The organism is Micromonospora sp. NPDC005553 (assembly GCF_042871765.1).
In the GTDB taxonomy this organism is placed as follows: Bacteria; Actinomycetota; Actinomycetes; order Mycobacteriales; family Micromonosporaceae; genus Micromonospora.
The window spans coordinates 39,112-51,841 of record NZ_JBIAJD010000011.1 but is presented as its reverse complement, the minus strand read 5'-3'; the positions used below and the strand labels follow the sequence as shown (position 1 = coordinate 51,841).

The 12,730-nt window shown below is 72.4% G+C and carries 16 protein-coding genes; 7 read left to right on the top strand and 9 right to left on the bottom strand.

Translation table 11 applies throughout. The features are described 5' to 3' along the window. Positions 1-75 precede the first annotated feature (75 nt). Entirely contained in the window at positions 76-1,326 is a 1,251-nt protein-coding gene (locus ACFYPG_RS31340; RefSeq protein WP_387354837.1) for a DUF222 domain-containing protein, read from the bottom strand. A gap of 73 nt (positions 1,327-1,399) precedes the next feature. Continuing rightward, a complete protein-coding gene (locus tag ACFYPG_RS31335; RefSeq protein ID WP_357221000.1) occupies positions 1,400-1,588 on the bottom strand; it encodes a hypothetical protein in 189 nt (62 codons plus the stop codon). Positions 1,589-1,790: 202 nt separating this feature from the next. Between ACFYPG_RS31335 and ACFYPG_RS31330 the strand changes: the two genes are divergently transcribed. Continuing rightward, complete coding sequence (locus tag ACFYPG_RS31330) at positions 1,791-1,961, top strand: hypothetical protein (RefSeq protein ID WP_387354836.1); 171 nt, start codon at positions 1,791-1,793, stop codon at positions 1,959-1,961. A gap of 13 nt (positions 1,962-1,974) precedes the next feature. Here ACFYPG_RS31330 and ligD read toward each other — a convergent pair whose 3' ends face one another. Next, complete coding sequence (gene ligD, locus ACFYPG_RS31325) at positions 1,975-3,006, bottom strand: non-homologous end-joining DNA ligase (RefSeq protein ID WP_387354835.1); 1,032 nt, start codon at positions 3,004-3,006, stop codon at positions 1,975-1,977. Between the two features lie 47 nt (positions 3,007-3,053). Between ligD and msrB the strand changes: the two genes are divergently transcribed. Continuing rightward, on the top strand, positions 3,054-3,458 hold the full coding sequence (gene msrB, locus ACFYPG_RS31320) for a peptide-methionine (R)-S-oxide reductase MsrB (RefSeq protein WP_091400676.1): 405 nt from the start codon (positions 3,054-3,056) through the stop codon (positions 3,456-3,458). Positions 3,459-3,470: 12 nt separating this feature from the next. Here msrB and ACFYPG_RS31315 read toward each other — a convergent pair whose 3' ends face one another. The 3 genes from ACFYPG_RS31315 to ACFYPG_RS31305 form a co-directional block, all read right to left on the bottom strand. Then, positions 3,471-4,079, bottom strand: a complete 609-nt coding sequence (locus tag ACFYPG_RS31315; RefSeq protein ID WP_387354833.1) for a DUF305 domain-containing protein — start codon at positions 4,077-4,079, stop codon at positions 3,471-3,473. A 64-nt stretch (positions 4,080-4,143) separates the two neighbouring features. Next, positions 4,144-4,884 (bottom strand): lytic polysaccharide monooxygenase, encoded by a 741-nt coding sequence (locus ACFYPG_RS31310; RefSeq protein ID WP_387354832.1) that lies wholly within the window; start codon positions 4,882-4,884, stop codon positions 4,144-4,146. 109 nt (positions 4,885-4,993) lie between these two features. After that, positions 4,994-5,269, bottom strand: coding sequence for an isoamylase early set domain-containing protein (locus ACFYPG_RS31305; RefSeq protein ID WP_355009370.1), 276 nt, complete (start codon positions 5,267-5,269; stop codon positions 4,994-4,996). 156 nt (positions 5,270-5,425) lie between these two features. Between ACFYPG_RS31305 and ACFYPG_RS31300 the strand changes: the two genes are divergently transcribed. From ACFYPG_RS31300 to ACFYPG_RS31280, 5 genes are all read left to right on the top strand, one after another. After that, the gene (locus tag ACFYPG_RS31300; RefSeq protein WP_355009369.1) at positions 5,426-5,686 is read left to right on the top strand and encodes a Prokaryotic metallothionein; all 261 of its coding nucleotides are present in this window, start codon (positions 5,426-5,428) and stop codon (positions 5,684-5,686) included. Positions 5,687-5,897: 211 nt separating this feature from the next. Then, positions 5,898-6,839 (top strand): DMT family transporter, encoded by a 942-nt coding sequence (locus ACFYPG_RS31295; protein ID WP_387354831.1) that lies wholly within the window; start codon positions 5,898-5,900, stop codon positions 6,837-6,839. A gap of 24 nt (positions 6,840-6,863) precedes the next feature. Beyond that, positions 6,864-7,319, top strand: a complete 456-nt coding sequence (locus tag ACFYPG_RS31290) for a GNAT family N-acetyltransferase (protein WP_387354830.1) — start codon at positions 6,864-6,866, stop codon at positions 7,317-7,319. 117 nt (positions 7,320-7,436) lie between these two features. Further along, positions 7,437-8,537 (top strand): lytic polysaccharide monooxygenase, encoded by a 1,101-nt coding sequence (locus tag ACFYPG_RS31285; RefSeq protein WP_387354829.1) that lies wholly within the window; start codon positions 7,437-7,439, stop codon positions 8,535-8,537. Between the two features lie 90 nt (positions 8,538-8,627). Further along, entirely contained in the window at positions 8,628-9,143 is a 516-nt protein-coding gene (locus ACFYPG_RS31280) for a GNAT family N-acetyltransferase (RefSeq protein ID WP_387354828.1), read from the top strand. A gap of 295 nt (positions 9,144-9,438) precedes the next feature. Here the strand turns inward: ACFYPG_RS31280 and hemQ are convergent, their stop codons facing one another. Genes hemQ through hemE form a run of 3 tightly spaced genes read right to left on the bottom strand, consistent with a single transcriptional unit; the run spans position 9,439 to position 12,650 of the window. Beyond that, complete coding sequence (gene hemQ / locus ACFYPG_RS31275; RefSeq protein ID WP_355009365.1) at positions 9,439-10,140, bottom strand: hydrogen peroxide-dependent heme synthase; 702 nt, start codon at positions 10,138-10,140, stop codon at positions 9,439-9,441. Next, positions 10,137-11,546 carry a protoporphyrinogen oxidase gene (hemG, locus tag ACFYPG_RS31270; protein WP_387354825.1) on the bottom strand — a complete coding sequence of 470 codons (1,410 nt, stop codon included), beginning with the start codon at positions 11,544-11,546 and terminating at the stop codon, positions 10,137-10,139. The genes hemQ and hemG overlap by 4 nt, the downstream gene beginning before the upstream one ends. Before the next feature lie 6 nt (positions 11,547-11,552). After that, entirely contained in the window at positions 11,553-12,650 is a 1,098-nt protein-coding gene (gene hemE / locus ACFYPG_RS31265; protein ID WP_355009363.1) for a uroporphyrinogen decarboxylase, read from the bottom strand. Positions 12,651-12,730 lie beyond the last annotated feature (80 nt).

Here is a 12,730-nt window from a genome sequence, read left to right as displayed (position 1 = left end):
CCGTCGCGCGCAAGCCTGAACCGGGCCGGGGCCGGGGCCGGGTGGTGGGTGGTGACGATGCGACGTCTGATCGGTCTACGTCCGTCGATGGTAGTGATTGCGGCGCGGGAGTTGGTCGGGGTCGAGCCAGGCCGGTGGAAGGAATTCCGGGTGCCCGTCGTCGCCGAGCCGGACGACCCAGTCGCTCTGGTGGACGTGCCGGTGATGATGGCCGCAGAGCAGCACGGTGTTGTCGAGGCTGGTCGGGCCACCGTCGGCCCAGTGCCGGATGTGGTGCGCGGCGCACCAGCGCGCCGGCCGGTCGCAGCCGGGGAAGGCGCAGCCGCCGTCGCGCAACACCAGTGCCCGCCGCAGCGGCCCCGTGATCAGGCGGCGTTGCCGGCCCACGTCGAGGACCTGGCCGGCGCCGCCGAGCACGGCGGGTAGGACGGCGGCGTCACAGGCGAGCCGGCGCACCGTGTCGGGGGTGAGCCGCAGACCGACGTCGAGGGCGCCGGCGCCCAACTGGCGGGTCAACCCGTCATAGCCGGTGGTGACGACAATCTGGGCCGGGTCACCGCCGTTCTCGGGCAGCTCACCGGTGCGCAGGGCGAGCCGGCAGACGTCGGCGAGGGCGTCGTGGCGACGCTGCCCGGCGCAGCGGGTGTCTTCCGGGTCGGTGGGTGCGCTCAGCGGGTCGATGACGGCGCGCAGCAGGGCGGCGGACTCGGCGTCGAGGGTGCCGCTGAGTCGCAGGCGGCCGTCGGTCTGGGTGGAGATGGTGACGTGCCGGTCGCGCGCCGCTCGGGCGGCCTCGGCGGCCAGCGCCGCCGCAGCGGCGGCGTCGGCGAGGTCCGGGGCGACGTGGTCGAGGATGCGGGCGCCCAGCCGACGCAGCAGGGTGGGGTCGAACTGCCTGGCCCACTCGACGAGCACTCCGACAGCCTTTTCGGCCACCTCGGGACCCGCCGACGCCGTCACCGTGGCGGCCGTGTCGGCGATGACCCGGGCCTGCTCCACGCTGACCGCCGCGCTCGCCAGCGCCTCCCGCACACCGGGCGGGGCAACGTCGACCGAGGCCGCAAGGCCGACCAGCCGGCGCGCGGCCGAGACGTCGAGTCGCAGGCGATGCCGTAGCCACGCGGTCGTCGAGGACGCGCCCTGCGCGACCGCGGTGCCCCGACCGTCCAACTCGCGGACCGCCGCCAACTGCACCGCCGCCAGCCGCTGCTGCAGCCGGTGGGTGGCGTCGAGCACCGCGATCAGATCGCGCTCGGAGAGAGCCCAGGCAGCGGCGTCGGCGCAGCTCGCCACCGCATTCTCCGCCCGCGCCAACTCATCGATCACGAGCAAACTCTAGAACAGGTGTACGACAAAAAACGGCCGCGCGGAGCGCCCTGGGCGACCCAATCAGGCCCGGTCAGCCCTCGGCCAACTCCGGCCGGTGCTCCCGGATCCAGGCCACCACGTCCGACCTCCGCCAGACCTTGCCCTGCACCAGGTCGGCCACGGGTTCCGGAAAGTTGCGGTGGCTGGTGATCACGTAAACGCGCTGCTTGCTGATGCCACCGAGCATCGCGCGAATCTCCGCAGCGCCTACCAGATCCATACGGCGGACGTTAAACAGATGACCCTGCTCCTTGACCCGGGGCAACTCACCGGTCACCGTAAAGGGCATGTCCACGTCGAATGAACAGCCGCCCCCTGGCAAGCCACTGAGCGACCTGCACCCGGTCCACCAGCACCTGCCCCGTCGGCCATCGTGGCTGTGCCGGGTGTGCGCAGCCATCTGGCCATGCCCACTAGCCAGGATGTTGCTGCGGGCGCAGTACGGGAACGATCGGGTAGGGCTGTCGATCTACATGGCCGGTCAACTCTTCGACGCGACAGCCGACCTGCTCAGGCTCAACCCCGAGCCGGAACCCGACCCGCAGGAGCTGTTCACCAGGTTCCTGGCGTGGACTGCCCCGCCACCGCCGTGAGGCGGCGGGGCGGTCACGGACCGTCGGGGGTGCGCTTGGCGCGGCTGGGCTGGACCCGCTTGGGTTCGCCGGGCATCTTCGGGTGGTCCGGCGGGTACGGCAGGTCGCCCTGGCCGGCGGCGGCGTCGCGCTCGGCCCACTCGAGCAGCGGGGTGATGTCCCACGGTGCGTCGTCGATCCCGGCGTGCGGGTCACCTCGCTCGGCGAGCCGGGCCGGCACGGTGCGCAGGTCGAAGTCGTCCGGGTCGACGTCGGGTAGCTCGTCCCAGGTGACCGGGGTGGAGACGGTGGCCCGCGCGTTGGCCCGCAGCGAGTACGCGCAGGCGATCGTGCGGTCGCGCGCCATCTGGTTGAAGTCGACGAAGACCCGGGTGCCGCGCTCCTCCTTCCACCAGGCGGTGGTGACCAGGTCGGGGTTGCGGCGTTCCACCTCCCGGGCCAGCGCGATGGTGGCCCGGCGCACCTCGGTGAACGTCCAGCGGGGTTGGATGCGCAGGTAGACGTGCACGCCCCGACCGCCGGAGGTCTTCGGCCAGCCGGTCGCGCCCAGCTCGTCGAGGAGCGCGCGGACCTCGCCGGCGGCCCGCGCGGCGTCGGCGAAGTCGGTGCCGGGCTGCGGGTCCAGGTCGATGCGCAGCTCGTCGGGGCGGTCGACGTCGGCGGATCGCACGGGCCACGGGTGGAAGACTATGGTGCCCATCTGCGCCGCCCAGGCCACGTGCGCCAGGTCGGCCGGGCAGAGCTCCGCGGCGCTCCGACCGCTCGGGAAGGTGATCTGGGCGGTCGTCACCCAGGGTGGCACCCCCCGGGTGGGCACCCGCTTCTGAAAGAAGGCCTCGCCCTCGACGCCCTCGGGGAAGCGTTGCAGGGTGGTCGGCCGGTCCCGCAGGGCGCGCATGATCCCGTCGCCGACCGCGAGGTAGTAGTGGAAGACGTCCGCCTTGGTGAAACCCCGCCGCGGGAAGATCACCCGATCCGGACTGCTCAACCGGACGGTGTGCCCGGCTACTTCGACCTCGGCGGCCGCAGCCTTGGTGCCACCCATCCCGCGACCTTATGCCACGCCCCCGACGTTCGACGTACCGTTGACGGGTGAGTCTTGACGACAACGAGCTGCCCCGTACCGACGAAGAGTGGCGGGTCCGACTGACCCCCGAGGAGTTCCACGTTCTCCGGGAGGCCGGCACCGAACGCCCGTGGACGGGCGAGTACGTGGACACGAAGACCCAGGGGGTCTACCACTGCCGCGCCTGCGGGCTGGAGCTGTTCTCCAGCGACACGAAGTTCGACTCGCACTGCGGCTGGCCGAGCTTCGACGACGCCATCCCGGGCCGGGTCAAGGAGATCGAGGACCGCACCCTCGGCATGGCCCGTACGGAGATCCGCTGCGCCCGCTGCGACAGTCACCTCGGGCACGTCTTCCACGGCGAGGGCTTCACCCCGAAGGACACCCGGCACTGCGTCAACTCGGTCTCCATCAAGCTGGAACCCCGCTGAGCGAGGAGCCGCTCAGGGCGTACCCCTGAGCATTTCGACCTCGGCGGTCCGGGACTGCTCGATCCGGCGGGCCAGGTCGCGGACCTGCTCGTTGCGGCCGACACCGACCTGCGATCTGGCCAGGTCGGCGGCCCATCGCTGGTGGTCGGCAAGCACCTCGCGCAGCACGCGGTCGACGTCCGCGCCCGGCGCGGTCCGCAGCCGGTCGAGCGCGGCGTCGTCGCCGTGCCCGTCGTGGTGGTGTGCGGCCGCGCTGGCGCCCGGCCCGGCCGTGGGCAGCCAGCCGCGCATTGCGGCCAGCTCGTCGGCCTCGGTCGCCTCGACGGCGGCGACGAGGGTGCGCAGCGCGTCGTCGCGTACCCGGTCCCGGGCCAGCCTGACGATCTGCAGGGTGCGTTCGCTGTGTCCGACCATGGTGCTCAGGAACACCACGTCGATCCCGCTCATCGAGTCCGCCCCGATCGGGGACCCGGCACCCGCGGACCCGGCCGCCGCCGAGCCGGCCGGGGACGTGGGTGTCGGCTGCGGCACTGTCGACGGGCTCGACGTGGGCGGTCCGGCGCAGGCTCCGGTGAGCAGCAGAGCCGCGACGAGGAAGGCCAGCGGGGTACGGCGGGGCATGCCGGTTGCCTCCGTTCGCGCGAGAGTGGCGACACGGGTGCGACCAGGGGCCGCACCCGTGCGGTCAGACCTGGAGCCAGAGCGCCGGTACGTTCGGCGGCTCCCAGCCCGGGATCGCGGTGTGCGCCTGCCGGCAGCGGTACGTCGCTCCGCCGTAGGTGACCTGGTCGCCGACCTGGTACGCCCGGCCTGTCGCCCACGTGCCGCCCTGGGTGGGCGGATTGGTCGGGGTGGGGGTCGGGGTCGGCCGTGGGGTGGCGGTCGGGGTCGGGGTCGGGGTCGGGTTCGACCCGCCGCCACCGATCTGCACGTCGATGCAGGAGTAGAAGGCGTTCGCCGTGTCGGAGATGTTCCACACCGCGAGGATCTTCTGCCGGCCCGAGAAGCCGCCGAGGTTGACGTTGTGCGACACCGTGGCGCCCGGCTGCTGGTTGTTGCCGTTGACCACACCGACGCGGGTGTTGCCGATCCAGTACTCCCAGTTGCTGGTGGCGTGCCGGGCGGTGTTCACCCAGGTGAAGGTCAGCGAGCTGCCCACCGAGGTGGCCGGCCAGCCCCGGCTGTCGTCGTTGAGGACGGCGAACTGGGAGATTCCGGCATTGCAGCTGCGCAGGCCCTTGGGCCCTTCGACGCTCTGCGGCTCGTACCTGATCTGCCCGCAGTCGGGCACCCGGCCCTGCGCGCAGAGCGCCTGCCGGCTCGGTGGGGCGGAGACGTAGCCGTGCGCCTGCGCGGGGGCGGCGACGGTGAGGGTGGCGGCGACAGCGCCCGCCGCCACCAGCGGGACGGTGATTCTTCGACGCATCGGGGCAGCTCCTTCTCCAGGTCCGGTGAGGTGCCCCTCAAAGTAATTTAAACATTGTTAACAGTAAAGACTCTCATCGATAAATCCATCGATGATGGCAGTTTTCTTCTCAGAGCCGGAGCAGGCTACCCCCGTCGTCGACCTCGTCGGCCGACTCGTCGTCCAACCAGACGCCGCCGGTGCCGAGGTAGCGGAACCGGTACTCCCCCGGCGGCAGCTTCACCGTCACCGTCCGGGTGCCGTCGCGGCGGGTCATCAACTCGTGTCGACCGGGCTGCCAGCCGTTGAACGAGCCGACGACGCTCACCGGGCCGGGCGGGACATCCCGGGGCAGGCAGAAGGTGACCCGGGTCTGGTTGCCGAAGAGCCTGTTGCGCTTGATCACGGTGATCCTCCGGGGGTTGCGGCGGTTCACCAGGCACAACGGGCAACACGCCGACGCCGACACGCCGCCGTCGCGGTCGGGCGTCGACGTTCCGCCCCCACCTCGGTGCCACCTGGAGGATTCTGTAGGCACTTGTCCATTTAACGGAGGTTTTCGGTGGCAACCTGCGAGGTCTGCGGCAACGACTACTGGATGGCGTTCGAGGTGCACACCGTCAGCGGCGACGTGCACACCTTCGACTCGTTCGAGTGCGCGATCCACCGCATGGCACCGATCTGCGAGCACTGCCAGGTCAAGATCTCCGGGCACGGCGTCGAGGTCAACGGCCGCTTCTTCTGCTGCGCACACTGCGCCCGCGCCGTCGAGGGAGCGGTGGGCGCCGAGATCCGCGACGCCGTCGGCGCCCGCCCGGCCTGACCGCGCCCGCCCGGCCGCGGGCCAACCGGACCACCACGCTGGGGTACGGTCGTCGCCATGCGGCCGTTCCTGGGCGTCCTGCCCCCGCCGCGCTTCTGAGCGGAGTGCCGCGCCTCTCGCCGACCGGGTGACCTGACCCCGCTCGGCCACCCTGTCGTACGCGCTCCGTCGACGTCGTCCCCGTCAACGGCTCACCCTTCGGAGCGCTCCCGTGTCCACGACCCGCACCGCGCTGACGGCCGCCTCGGCCGCCAGCCACGCCGCCCGCAGCGGCCTGATCCAGATCACCGTCACCGGGGTGCTGTGGGGCACCACCGGTGTGGCGGTGCAACTCCTGCGCGAGAGCACCGGGCTCAGCCCGGTGAGCATCGGCTTCCACCGCCTCGCCATCGCCGCGCTCGTGCTGTTGGCGTGCACCGCCGGCCAGCTCCGCACGATCGTGACCACAGTGCGCGCCGCACCCGTACCGCTGCTGCTCACCGGCGTTGGCCTCGGCCTCTACCAGGCGCTCTACTTCGCCGCCGTGGCCTGGGCCGGAGTCAGCGTGGCCACCGTCGTCAGCCTGGGCCTCGCACCGGTGCTCGCCGCGGCCTGGGAGTCGGCGCACGCCCGCCGGCTCCCCGGCTCGCTGCGACTCGGCACGCTGGTCGCGGCTTTGGCCGGCCTCGTCCTGATCACCGCCGCCACCGAGCACCCCGGCGCGGCGGCGCCCGCCCCGCTGCTCGGCCTGCTCGCGGCGGCCGGCTCCGGCCTCGGGTACGCGGTGACCACCCTGGTCAGCCGTCGGGTGTCGCAGCGCACCGCGCCCATGACGCTGACCACCATCTCCACCACGGTCGGCGCGCTGACCCTGGCGCCGTTCGCCCTGGTCGCCGGGGTCAGCGTGCCGGTACGCCTCGACACCCTGGCGCTGCTGCTGCACCTCGGCGTGATCACCACGGCGGTCGCGTACGCGTTGTTCTACGCCGGGCTGCGCACCACAACGGGCAGCGTCGCGGCCGTGCTGACCCTGCTCGAGCCGCTCACCGCGGCGGCGCTGGCGGTGGCGCTGCTGCGCGAACCGCTCCCCCTGCCGGTGATCGTCGGCGGTGTCCTGCTGCTCACCGCCGTGGCCGCCACCTACCTCGCACCCGACCGGGCGGATCTCAGGTGAACCCGCCCGACCTACCATCGGTGGATGCCCCAGCAGACCACCAAACTCCGGACGGCCTCCTTCGCCGACCTGAACGCCCGCACCCTCCACGACCTGCTCAAACTGCGCATCGACGTGTTCGTTGTGGAGCAGAACTGCCCGTACCCGGAGCTGGACGGGCGGGACGTCGAGCCGGGCACCCGGCACGTCTGGCTCACCGACGGCGGCGCGCCGCTGGCGTACCTGCGGATTCTGGCCGACCCGGACGGTGTCGCCCGGATCGGTCGGGTCGTGGTGGCCCCGGCGGCGCGCGGCGGCGGACACGCCGGCCGGCTGATGACGGCGGCGTTGGAGGTGGTGGGAAACCGGACCTGCGTGCTGGAAGCCCAGTCGCACCTGGTCGCGTTCTACAGCCGGCACGGCTTCACGGTCAGCGGCCCCGAGTACGTCGAAGACGGCATCCCGCACACCCCGATGCGGCGCGATGCCATTGACGGCTGACTATCGAGCTGGCATGGTGCCGGGTAGAGCCGTCGCGGGAGCCAGCGACAGGCACGGGAGTGGGCAACTCCCGGCGATCCGGGTGTCGACGTCCCACCTCATCCCCCCGGGGGCTCCATGTCCACACTCACCCGATCACGACGCGTGCTCTGGCTGTTCGCCATCGTGGCGGCCACCGCGCTCCTGATGACGACCGCACTGACCACCATCCTGACCAAGCCCGCCTCGGCGCACGGTTCGGTGGTCGACCCGGCGTCGCGCAACTACAGCTGTTGGCAACGTTGGGGCGCCGACTTCCAGAACCCTCGGATGGCCACCGAGGACCCGATGTGCTGGCAGGCCTGGCAGTCCGACCCGGCCGCCATGTGGAACTGGAACGGCCTGTTCCGCGAGGGCGTGGGCGGTAACCACCAGGCCGCCGTCCCCGACGGCCAACTGTGCAGCGGCGGACGCACCCAGAGCCCCCGCTACAACGCGCTGGACACCGTCGGCGCCTGGAAGACCACGTCGGTGTCGAACAACTTCCGGCTCCGCTTCTTCGACCAGGCCAGCCACGGCGCCGACTACATCCGGGTGTACGTGACGAAGCAGGGCTTCAACTCGGCCACCCAACCGCTCGGCTGGGGCAACCTGGAGTTGGCCGGCCAGATCGGCAACACCCCGGCCTCCCAGTGGAACCCGGACACCGGTGGTGTCTCGATCCAGATCCCGGTGAGCGCGCCGGGACGCACCGGACGGCACATCGTCTACACCGTCTGGCAGGCCAGCCACCTGGACCAGTCGTACTACCTGTGCAGCGACGTCGACTTCGGCGGCGGGTCGACCACCCCACCGCCCACCACGCCCCCGCCGACGACCCCGCCGCCCACCACGCCGCCGCCCACCACTTCCCCGCCGAGCACTCCGCCGCCGGCCGGTGCCTGCACGGCGACGTACCAGGTGACCGGTCAGTGGTCCGGTGGCTTCCAGGCCGACGTGAAGGTGACCGCCGGCGGTTCACCGACCCGGGGCTGGTCGGTGAGCTGGAACTACGGCAACGGCCAGCAGGTCACCTCGTCGTGGAACGCGACGGTCAGCACCAGCGGCACGCTCGTCACCGCACGTAACGTCAACCACAACGGCACGCTTGCCGCCGGCGCGAGCACCACGTTCGGATTCCTCGGCTCGTGGAACGGCAGCAACCCGGTTCCGCTGGTCTCCTGTACGACGACCAGTTGATCCCCGGCCGGCGCCGCACCCGGGCGGGGGTGCGGCGCCGACCGGTGGAATGCGGTGGTGCCCGGCGATCCGTCCGGGCACCATCGCCGCATGATCGACATCAGGGTGCTCACCCCCGACGACTGGCAGACCTGGCGCAAACTGCGGCTGGCCGCCCTCACCGAGGCACCGGGAGCGTTCAGCTCCCGACTCACCGACTGGCAGGGCGACGGCGACCGTGAGCAACGCTGGCGCGACCGGCTGAGCATCCCGGGCTCACACAACCTGGTGGCCGTCCTGGCCGGGCGTCCGGTCGGGATGTCGAGCGGCGTACCCACGTCGGACCCGCTCATGGTGGACCTGATCTCGATGTGGGTACACCCCGACGCTCGCGGCAGCGGTGTCGGCGACCGCCTGGTGAACGAGGTGGCGTGCTGGGCCCGCGAAAGCGGCGCCGATCGGCTACGGCTCACCGTCATGCCGGACAACGCGCGCGCGAAGGCCCTCTACCACCGCGCCGGCTTCCGCCTGACCGACGAGCCAGGCGACCTCATGCCCGACGGCGTACGCCCAGAACAGATCATGCTCCGCCCCCTCCAACCACCACACCTCACCCCGTCACGCTGAGCGAGACACCCCGTCACCCTCCATGCCGCCGAGCCAACCCCGTCCCGGCTCGCCCAACCCCCGTGCCCCTCGTCGATCAAGGAGTTGTGGTGGTCGACAAAGCACCCGCGGGTTCCCAAACCAGGCACCACAACTCCATGATCGGCCAGGTCGGGGCAGCCGGTGCGCCGATCTTGCACTTTCGGTTGCCAGATCGCGGCTTACGCCCCTTTCGCCGGGACAGAAAGTGCAAGATCGCGGGGGCGGGGGCGGGGGCGGGGGCGGGGGCGGGGGGCGGGGGCGAGGGCGAGGGCCGTCAGACCAGGCAGTTGACGATTTCGGCTACTGAGCGGCGGCGGCCGGTGTAGAACGGGACCTCTTCGCGGACGTGCCGGCGGGCGCCGGAGGCGCGCAGGTCCCGCATCAGGTCGACGATCCGGTGCAGTTCGTCGGCCTCGAAGGCGAGCATCCACTCGTAGTCGCCGAGCGCGAACGAGGCGACGGTGTTGGCTCGCACGTCCGGGTAGCCGCGGGCCATCTTGCCGTGCTCGGCCAGCATCTCGCGCCGCTCGGAGTCGGGCAGCAGGTACCACTCGTAGGAGCGGACGAACGGGTACACGCAGATGTAGGGGCGAGCCTCCTCACCGGCCAGGAACGCCGGAATGTGGCTCTTGTTGAACTCCGCCGGCCGGTGCAGCGCCATCTGCGACCACACCGGGGTCAGCGCCCGGCCCAGCGTGGTGCGGCGGAACCGCAGGTAGGCGTCCTGGAGCGCGTCGGGGGACGCGGAGTGCCACCAGATCATCACGTCCGCGTCGGCGCGCAGCCCGGAGACGTCGTACACGCCCCGGACCACCACGTCCTTACCGGCCAGCTCGTCGAAGAGGGACACCACCTCGCCGGTGACGTTGTCCCGCAGCGACGGCAGCGGGGAGCTGGCCCGGAACACCGACCACATGGTGTAGCGGATGCTGTCGTTCAGCTCCCGCAACCGGGCCGCGTTGGTCTGCTCGGTCATCTCGCCGATCCTCCCAGTGCTGTGATGATCTCTTCGGCCGCCGTCTCGCCGGAGCGGACGCAGACCGGGATGCCGACGCCGTCGTAGCCGGCGCCGGCGAGAACCAGTGTGGGGTGCGCGGCCCGCAGCGCCGCCCGCGCGGCGCCGAGCCGGTCGGCGTGCCCCGGCGCGTACTGCGGCAGCGCACCGCCCCACCGCTGCACGTGCCCGTCGACCGGGGCGGGCAGCGAGGTGCCGAGCACCGCCGACAACTCCCGGTGCACTGTGGCCGCCAGGTCCGCGTCGGGGCGCTGCAGGTGCGCCTCCTCGCCGTACCGGCCCACCGAGGCGCGCACCAGTGCCAACCCGTCCGGCTGGCGCAGGTGCCCCCACTTCGTGGTGAAGAAGGTCGCCGCCTTGATCAGCAGGCCCTCGGTGCTCGGCACCAGGAAGCCGGACAGCTCGGGTAGTCGCGGCTGCGGCAACGCCATGGTGACCAGCGCGACGCTCGCGTAATCCAGCGCGCCGAGGCCCGCCGCCACCGCCGGCGCGGGGCCGGCGAGCAGCCGCGCCGCCGGTCGCGCCGGCACGGCCAGCACCACCGCGTCCACGTCCACGAACTCCGGGTCGCGGGTCGGGCCGACGGTGAGCCGCCAACCCGTGTCGGTCGCTGTCAGCTCGCGCACGGCGGCGTCCCGCCGTACCGTCGCGCCGCTGGCCGTCACGGCGGCCTCGACCAGGGTGCTGAGCCCACCGGCCAGGGTGCCGAAGACCGGAGCGCCGGGCGCACGCGGCGCGGCGGCCTGCGCGGCCCGGACCGCACCGACCAGGGTGTGCTCCACCCGGGCCGTGCGGGCCAGCGCCGGCATCGTCGTGACCAGGGAAAGATCGTCGGCGCGGCCCGCGTACACGCCGCCCAGCATCGGGTCGACCAGCCGCTCGACCACCTCGTCGCCGAAACGGGACCGGACCAGCGCGCCCACCGAGACGTCAGCGTCCGGCCCGACCAGCGGCCGACCGCCGTCGGTGTCGGCGTCCGCGGCCGGGCGGGCGACAGTGGCCACCCGATCCAGATCCCCGGGTACGCCCACCAGGGTGCCGCCCGGGATGGGGCGCAGCCCTCCGTCGATGACCAGCGCGGCCTGCCCCACAGTGGGGTGCACGATCTTCTCGGCCAGCCCGAGCCGGCGGGCGAGGGCCACCGCCGCGCTCTCGGCGCCGGTCGGGTCGCGCATCAGGAAAGACTCCGCGCCGAACTCCACCGGCTGACCGGCCAGCTCCCCGGTGCGCAGCTTCCCGCCCAGCGCGCCGGACTGCTCGTACACAGTGATCTCGGTGCCGGCGGGTGCGCGGTCGCGCAGGCGGACCGCGGCGGCCAGCCCGGCGATCCCGCCGCCGACCACCGCCACCCGCCAGGGCCGCCGCATTCCCGGTCAGCCCTGGTCGGCTCGGCGGCTGGACAGCTCGTGCACCAGCGCGACCACCCGGGTCAGCACCTCCGGGTCGGTCTCCGGCATGACCCCGTGGCCGAGGTTGAACACGTGCCCGGGGGCCGCCCGGCCCTGCTCCAGGATGCGGCGCACCTCGGCCTCCACGACCGGCCACGGCGCGAGCAGCACGCACGGGTCCAGGTTGCCCTGCACCGCCTTGTCCGCGCCGATCCGGCCGGTGGCCACGTCCAGCGGCGTACGCCAGTCGACGCCGACCACGTCGGCCCCGGCCTCGCCCATCGCGCCGAGCAGCTCGGCGGTGCCCACCCCGAAGTGGATCCGGGGCACCCCGGCGTCAACGAGCCCGCTCAGCACGGTGGTCGAGTGCGGCAGCACGAAACGGCGGTAGTCGGCCTCGGAGAGCGCGCCGGCCCACGAGTCGAACAGCTGCACGGCGGAGACGCCGGCCTCGATCTGCACCCGCAGGAAGGCAAGCGTCACGTCGGCCAGCCGGGCGCACAGTGCGTGCCACAGCTCCTCATCGCCGTACATCAGGGCCTTGGTCTTCGCGTGGGTGCGCGACGGCCCGCCCTCGACCAGATAGCTGGCCAGCGTGAACGGCGCACCGGCGAAACCGATCAGCGGGGTGTCGCCGAGCTCGACCACCAACTGCCGGACGGCCTCGTCGACGTACGAGACGTCGTCGCGGGTGATCCGGCGGATGCGCTCCACGTCGGCGGCGGTGCGGATCGGCTCGGCGACCACCGGGCCGGTGCCCGGCACGATGTCCAGGTCGATCCCGGCGGCGGCGACGGGCACCACGATGTCGCTGAACAGGATCGCCGCGTCCACGCCGTGGCGGCGAACCGGCTGGAGGGTGATCTCGGTGACCAGCTCCGGGCGCCGGCAGGACTCCAGCATCGGCACGCTCGCCCGGATCTCCCGGTACTCCGGGAGGGAGCGGCCGGCCTGGCGCATGAACCAGACCGGGGTGTGCGGGACGGGCCGACGTCGGCAGGCCCGAATGAAGGGCGAGTCGGCCGGTCCGCCGGGGCGGGATTCTCCGTCTCGGGCGACAGTGCCCGTGGTGTCCGTGGTCATCGCCGCAATCGTGCCACGCCCACCACCGGAAACCGGGTGGGGGTGAGAGGAAGGGCACCGTTCCTTACGCCCGGCGCCCT